Here is a 6,834-nt window from a genome sequence, read left to right as displayed (position 1 = left end):
AGAAAAGGCGGTACGCTACCCCTCCACGGGGCGCATACCGCCTTTTCTTGTTATCCAGCCCTCCGGCTGTATCGGTTGAGCAAAAGTCCGCGTGGGATTGATGTGGTATCTTTAACTTTGGGAAACTCCGCGCTCCCATTTTGAGACCGCTTTGTCCGTAATATTCAGCATGCGTGCGAAATCTTTTTGCGTCATATGTTTGTCTTTTCTGCGCTCAGCAATAAACCGTCCCATTTTTTCGGTGTCCATGATGCAGCGCCTCCTTATTGGGATAATTATATTGCACGGCAGGGGATATTACAATCGACTGTTGGTCGAATGCAGTGAGATGACCCGGAAGCAGGCCGTAAGCGCTTGGGCCTGTTGCAAAAGCAGTGCCTTTTTAATATGCGTCCCTATATGCGTCCGCTCGCTGCAAAACTTTCTTTTCAGATCGGCGTTGCTGAAAGCCGCTTCGTCAAACCGTTCGTCAAAATATCCCAAACGGGCAGTTGCCGGTTGATGGACGGCTGCCCGATAAATCTGCTTTTGCCTATTCTTTAATGCGCCATCTCAATACGTTTGACACAATGTATGTATCTGCTGGCTCTTGAATCGTACTTCCAATTTCAGCAGCATCAAAGCAACTATTATCAGACCACACAATTACACGATGGGGTTTGCCGGGCAGCAAATTATCATGAAAAGCCAAATATGCTTCTAAAATATTACATAGGTAATTGTCCTGCCATCCAATCAGGTGTAGTTGGCGCAAACCGATAAATTGGAGCTCTATGGTTTTGGGTTCCCATTGACGTTGAAATACGACGGATAAAACACGCTCTTCCGGGCCGCCAAAATGCATTGCGCTTTTATCATCAACAAATGCGCCGCTTTGAAAGTTGAGAGATACGATACAGGCGTCATGAAAATCACCATAAGCGGACATCAGCTGTTCAATGTCCTTTTGCGTTTCGGCACTCTGCCAGTTCTCCATTTTATCACCTTCATAAATCCAGATTTGTTGAGCCGATTATAGCACAGGGCCCCTGCTATATCAACGTGTTTTTGTAGAAACCGCCGAAGGTATATCCCGGCAACGCTTTCCTCAAAAAGGGTCCTGCAAAACGTAAGATTGACGGCGCATACGGCTTTAGGCTATACTAAATTTCAAAGGTTTGTGCAAAAGGAAGGGAAAATGATGCGGGAAGAATTCAGACGCAGCGAGCTGCTGCTGGGGCCGCAGGCCCTGGAGCGTCTGGCGGGCGCGCACGCGGCGGTGTTCGGCGTGGGCGGTGTAGGCGGGCATGCCGCCGAGGCTCTGGCCCGCGCGGGCGTGGGAAGCCTTACGCTGTTCGACAGCGACACGGTGGCGCTCTCCAACATCAACCGGCAGATCGCAGCCACCCACGCTACCCTGGGGCAATATAAGGTGGACGTAATGGCGGCGCGCATCCGGGACATCAACCCGCAGGCAAGAGTGACCTGCATGCCCGTGTTTTACACTGTGGAGGACGCGCCGAAATACAGCCTTTCCGAATACGACTGCATCGTGGACGCCATCGACACCGTCAGCGCGAAGATCGAGCTGATCGCCCGCGCCGCACAGGCCGGCGTGCCCATCGTCAGCGCCATGGGGTGCGGCAACCGTCTGGATGCGACAAAATTTGTTGTGACGGACCTTTATAAAACGCAGAACGACCCGCTGGCCCGGGTGCTGCGCCGGGAACTGCGTCGGCGCGGCGTGGAGCGCCTGCGCGTGGTGTGCAGCACCGCGCCCGCGCTGACGCCCCGTCCGGGCGGAGAAACAAAGGGCCCCGCGGGCCGCCCCGCGCCCGGCAGCGTGAGCTGGGTGCCCGGCGTGGCGGGCATGATTTTGGCGGGCGAGGCGGTAAAGATCATCGCGGGCATTGCAGAAGAATAAAGCGAGGCGGCGCGGCCGGGGCGAAAGGCTCCGGCCGCGCTTTTTTGCGGGTAAGGCCGCCGCTGGGAAACGGCGCGCCGTGTAAAGCCCGTGTAAACCGGCCCGCGCCCCCGGCACGCCCGACAGGCGGTTTACAAACGCTTTACAAACACGATACATTCCCTTGGTTTTACGGCGGAGGAAGGAATTGTAAAATAAGGGTGTCCCAAAGGGAAAGAAAAGATTTGCGAACAAGGCAAAGGAGTAAAAAACGATGAAAAAGATTTTTGCGATTGTTTTGGCCGGCATTATGATGCTGAGCCTCGCCGCATGCGGCGGCACCGGCTCATCCACCCCGGCCGCTGCCTCCAGCGAACCCGCAGGCGCGTCCGGCACGCCTGCTTCCGGCGCGCCTGCCGCCAGCACGCTGTCCGGCAAGGTGACCACGGGCGGTTCCACCTCGGTTGAAAAGGTTGTCGGCGCGTTCATTGAGGCGTTCATGGCGGAAAACAGCGGCGTGGACGTCACCTACGACCCCACGGGCTCCGGCGCGGGCATTACCGGCGCGGCCGAGGGAACGCTGGACATCGGCCTTTCCAGCCGTGCGCTGAAGGACGATGAGGCCGCAGGCGGCCTGACCGCCACCACGTTCGCACTTGACGGCATCGCCATCATTGTGAACAGCGAGAACACGGTGGAAGACCTGACCCTGGAGCAGATCAAAGGCCTGGCCACCGGCGAGATCACCAACTGGAGCGAAGTGGGCGGCCCGGACATGCCGGTTGTACTTGTGGGCCGCGAGGCCGGTTCCGGCACGCGCGACGGCTTTGAAAGCATTGTGGACGTGAAGGACGCCTGCAAATACGACCAGGAGCTCACCTCCACCGGCGCCGTCATCGCGGGCGTTGCAGCAAACCCCAACGCTTTCGGCTACGCGTCCCTGTCTGCGGTTGACGACACCGTGAAGGCCGTTACCGTCGAGGGTGTGGCCGCCAGCGAGGCGACCGTGCAGGACGGCACTTACAAAATTCAGCGTCCGTTCGTGTTCGTTACGAAGGACGGCGCAGAGCTGAGCGAGGCCGCGCAGGCGTTCATCGACTTCGCCACCAGCGACGCCGCCAGCGAGCTGATCGTGAACGCGGGCGCCGTGCCTGTTGCGAAATAATCCACATCCGAACAAAGCGGGGGAGCCGGCGCGGGGCGCCGGCTCTTTCCGGCTATGATTCATTGAAGATGCGAAAAGGGTTTTGGATATGAAAGAAACAACACTGGACAACAGCATCGAGAGCAAACGCAGGCGCCGGCGCGCGCTGAAAAAAACGATCGAAAAAATCATGAACGCGGTGTTCTTTGTCTGCGGCGCGGCGGCCATTGCCGCCGTAGCACTCATCACCGTATATATGGTCGTCTCCGGCCTGCCGGCCATCCGGGAGATCGGCCTGCTCGACTTCCTGTTCGGCACCGAATGGAAGTCTACTGCCGCCGAGCCGAAATTCGGTATTCTGCCGTTCATCCTCACCAGCATCTGGGGCACGCTGGGAGCCATCGTCATCGGCGTGCCCGTGGGCCTGCTGACGGCGGTGTTCCTTTCTAAGGTGGCCAGCCGACGGGTCGCGTCGGTCGTGCGCCCGGCGGTGGAGCTGCTGGCGGGCATACCCAGCGTGGTGTACGGCCTCATCGGCATGATGGTGCTGGTGCCGGCTGTGATGGAGCTGTTCCATTTGAAAAACGGCACCTGCCTGTTCGCGGCCATTCTGGTGCTTGCCATCATGATTCTGCCGTCCATCATCTCGGTGAGCGAAACGGCGCTGAACGCCGTGCCGCCCGAGTATGAGGAGGCGAGCCTGGCGCTGGGCGCGACGAAGATCGAAACGATCTTCAAGGTGAGCATCCCGGCGGCCAAAAGCGGCATCGTGGCAGGCATCGTGCTGGGCATCGGCCGCGCCATCGGCGAGGCCATGGCCGTGATGATGGTGGCGGGCAACGTGGCCAATATGCCGGGCCTGTTCAAGAGCGTCACCTTCCTGACGACGGCCGTCGCCAAGGAGATGAGCTATGCCAGCGGCCTGCAGAAGCAGGCGCTGTTCAGCATCGCGCTGGTGCTGTTCTGCTTTATCATGCTCATCAACAGCCTGCTGAACTTCTTCCTGAAGAAAGGGGAGAAACCATGAACGGACAAGACAGGCGCAGCGGCCGCCGCCGCGCATACGATATCTTTTTCAAAACAGTGGTATATCTGAGCGCTTTCCTCACCGTGGCGCTGCTGGTGGTGCTCATCGGCTATATCTTTGTGCGCGGTCTGCCGCATATCACCGGACAGCTGCTCTCCACGGCGCCCAGTGTGCTCATGGATACCATCGGCATTCTGCCAAACATCCTGAACACATTGTATATCATCCTGTTCACCCTGCTCATCGCGCTGCCGCTGGGCGTGGGCGCGGCAGTGTACCTGACGGAATATGCCTCCAATAAAACGTTCATCCGCATCGTTGAATTCGCCACCGAGACCCTGGCGGGCATCCCGTCCATTATCTACGGCCTGGTGGGCATGCTGTTCTTCGCGCAGATGCTGGGCTTTCAGACGAGCCTTCTCTCGGGCGGGTGCACGCTGGTCATCATGATCCTCCCCACCATCATCCGCACCACGCAGGAATCCCTGAAGACCGTACCCCAGAGCTACCGCGAGGGCGCGCTTGGCCTGGGTGCGACAAAATGGTACATGATACGCACCATCATTCTGCCTTCCTCGGTGGACGGCATTGTAACAGGCTGCATTTTGTCCATCGGCCGTATCGTGGGCGAAAGCGCCGCGCTGCTGTTTACGGCGGGCGTGGGGACCGTTGTGGCAAACAATATCTTTTCGGCCTTCACGCGCAGCGGCGGCACCCTCAGCGTGGCGCTGTACATGTATGTGAGCGAACGCGGCGAGTTCGACGTGGGCTTCGCCATCGCGGCCATCCTGATGCTCCTGGTGCTGTGCATCAACGGCGCGGCGAAGCTGGTGGAAAAGAAGCTGCGCAGAAAAACGAAGTAACCGCGAAGCAGTGAAAGAGGAGTAAGAACAATATGGAAAGCCCCATCATTTTGCAGACAAACCGTCTCAAGCTTTATTACGGCGCCTTTGAGGCGCTCAAGGGCATCGATATGCAGATCCCCGAAAAACAGATCACCGCTTTCATCGGGCCGTCCGGCTGCGGCAAATCTACATTCCTGAAAACGCTCAACCGCATGAACGACCTTGTGCCCGGCGTGCGCATCGAGGGCGAGGTGCTGTACAACGGCCGGGACATTTTTTCCAAAGAGGTGGACGTGACCTGGCTGCGCAAGAAGATCGGCATGGTATTCCAGAAGCCGAACCCTTTCCCCATGAGCATTTACGACAACATCGCCTACGGCCCCCGGCTGCACGGCACGCATTCCAAAGCCGAGCTGAACGACCTTGTGGAGAAATCACTGCGCGGCGCGGCGCTGTGGGACGAGGTGAAGGACCGTTTGAAAAAGTCGGCCCTGGGCCTTTCCGGCGGCCAGCAGCAGCGCATGTGCATCGCGCGCGCGCTGGCTGTGGAGCCGGACGTGCTGCTGATGGACGAACCCACCAGCGCGCTGGACCCGGCTTCCACCATGCGCATTGAGGAATTGATGGCGTCCCTGAAAGAAAGCTACACCGTCGTCATCGTCACGCACAATATGCAGCAGGCCGCGCGCATCAGCGACAAATGCGCGTTCTTCCTGGTGGGCGACCTCATCGAATTCGGCGAGACCGAGCAGGTATTCTCCATGCCGAAGGACAAGCGGACCGAGGACTACATTACGGGCCGCTTCGGTTGATGCCCGCGGCCTGTTTTGCAGCCGTTCCCACGGGGCGGCATGTAAAAAAATATGCCCTGCCATTGTGCTTTTTTGCCAAACAACCTATAATAAAGGAGTAACCCTTATGAACGCACGCCTTTCTTTCGACGCAGAGCTGGAGAGCCTTTCCGCGTCGCTCATCCGCATGGGCGCCCTGGCGACGGACGCCATCGACAAAGCGATCGAGGCGCTGGAGGCCAACGACGGCGCGCTGGCCCAAAGCGTTATTGCGGGGGACCGCAACATCGACGATATGGAGCGCAGCATCGAGCACCAGTGCCTGACGCTGCTTTTGCGCCAGCAGCCCGTGGCGGGCGACCTTCGGAAAATATCCACGGCCATCAAGATGATTACGGATATCGAACGCATCGGCGACGCCGCCGCAGATATCGCGGAGATCACCACGCACATCAAGGAGCACGGCATCCCGGCCTCTTTGTCCGACATTGCGGATATGGCCGAGGCCGCGCAGAAAATGGTGGACGATTCCATCCAGTCCTATGTCAGGGAGGACCTGGTTCTGGCTGCGGACGTGATTGCCCGGGACGATGTGGTGGACGATTATTTCAACAAGATCAAAAAAGACCTTGCCGCGTATATCGCCGTGAATGAAGAGCATGTGGACTGCGCCATCGACTACCTGATGATCGCCAAATATCTGGAGCGTTTGGGCGACCATGCGGTGAACATCTGCGAATGGGTGCAGTTCTACAAAACCGGCATGCACAAAAGCGAACGCATCCTGTAAGGCTGCGGAAAACGGCAAAATGCCCTGCCCGGCATCCTGCGCGAAGAAATTCAAGGCGGCTGCAGGGCCGCGCTTCCCGCTGCGGAGAACCGGTCGGGAAAGGCTGCCGGGTGTCCTGCGCGAAGAGATTCAAGGCGGCGGCTGCAAGGCCGCGCTTCCCGCTGTGGAGAACCGGTCGGGAAAGTTTGCGTGATATCCGGCGCGAAGAGATCCAAGGCGGCGGCTGCAGGGCCGCGCTTCCCGCGGCTGAAAACCCGTCGGGAAAGTTTGCGTGATATCCTGCGCGAAGAGATCCAAGGCGGCGGCTGCAGGGCCGCGTTTCCCGCTGCGGAGAACCAATCGGGAAAGTTTGCGT

8 protein-coding genes are annotated in these 6,834 nt (G+C 58.7%); 6 read left to right on the top strand and 2 right to left on the bottom strand.

Going from position 1 to position 6,834, the window contains the following annotated elements; all coding sequences use genetic code 11:
• Positions 1-111 precede the first annotated feature (111 nt).
• Positions 112-249, bottom strand: coding sequence for a helix-turn-helix transcriptional regulator (locus IIY41_RS05425; RefSeq protein WP_155201421.1), 138 nt, complete (start codon positions 247-249; stop codon positions 112-114).
• A 283-nt stretch (positions 250-532) separates the two neighbouring features.
• The gene (locus IIY41_RS05420) at positions 533-976 is read right to left on the bottom strand and encodes a hypothetical protein (protein WP_050006596.1); all 444 of its coding nucleotides are present in this window, start codon (positions 974-976) and stop codon (positions 533-535) included.
• Positions 977-1,180: 204 nt separating this feature from the next.
• Here IIY41_RS05420 and IIY41_RS05415 point away from each other — a divergent pair, with 204 nt between their 5' ends.
• The 6 genes from IIY41_RS05415 to phoU all read left to right on the top strand — a co-directional run bounded on the left by IIY41_RS05415 (position 1,181) and on the right by phoU (position 6,479).
• A complete protein-coding gene (locus tag IIY41_RS05415) occupies positions 1,181-1,903 on the top strand; it encodes a tRNA threonylcarbamoyladenosine dehydratase (protein ID WP_287400097.1) in 723 nt (240 codons plus the stop codon).
• A gap of 253 nt (positions 1,904-2,156) precedes the next feature.
• On the top strand, positions 2,157-3,047 hold the full coding sequence (locus IIY41_RS05410) for a phosphate ABC transporter substrate-binding protein (protein ID WP_287400096.1): 891 nt from the start codon (positions 2,157-2,159) through the stop codon (positions 3,045-3,047).
• Between the two features lie 88 nt (positions 3,048-3,135).
• A complete protein-coding gene (pstC, locus tag IIY41_RS05405; protein WP_009322566.1) occupies positions 3,136-4,053 on the top strand; it encodes a phosphate ABC transporter permease subunit PstC in 918 nt (305 codons plus the stop codon).
• Positions 4,050-4,916 (top strand): phosphate ABC transporter permease PstA, encoded by an 867-nt coding sequence (pstA, locus tag IIY41_RS05400; RefSeq protein ID WP_154522413.1) that lies wholly within the window; start codon positions 4,050-4,052, stop codon positions 4,914-4,916. The genes pstC and pstA overlap by 4 nt, the downstream gene beginning before the upstream one ends.
• A 32-nt stretch (positions 4,917-4,948) precedes the next feature.
• Positions 4,949-5,710 carry a phosphate ABC transporter ATP-binding protein PstB gene (gene pstB / locus IIY41_RS05395; protein ID WP_009322568.1) on the top strand — a complete coding sequence of 254 codons (762 nt, stop codon included), beginning with the start codon at positions 4,949-4,951 and terminating at the stop codon, positions 5,708-5,710.
• Between the two features lie 106 nt (positions 5,711-5,816).
• Positions 5,817-6,479 carry a phosphate signaling complex protein PhoU gene (gene phoU / locus IIY41_RS05390; RefSeq protein ID WP_009322569.1) on the top strand — a complete coding sequence of 221 codons (663 nt, stop codon included), beginning with the start codon at positions 5,817-5,819 and terminating at the stop codon, positions 6,477-6,479.
• Positions 6,480-6,834: the final 355 nt, after the last annotated feature.

Origin of the sequence: Ruthenibacterium sp. (assembly GCF_017421385.1) — a bacterium.
Taxonomy (GTDB): Bacteria; Bacillota; Clostridia; order Oscillospirales; family Ruminococcaceae; genus Ruthenibacterium; species Ruthenibacterium lactatiformans.
This window is presented reverse-complemented; position numbering and strand designations above follow the sequence as displayed.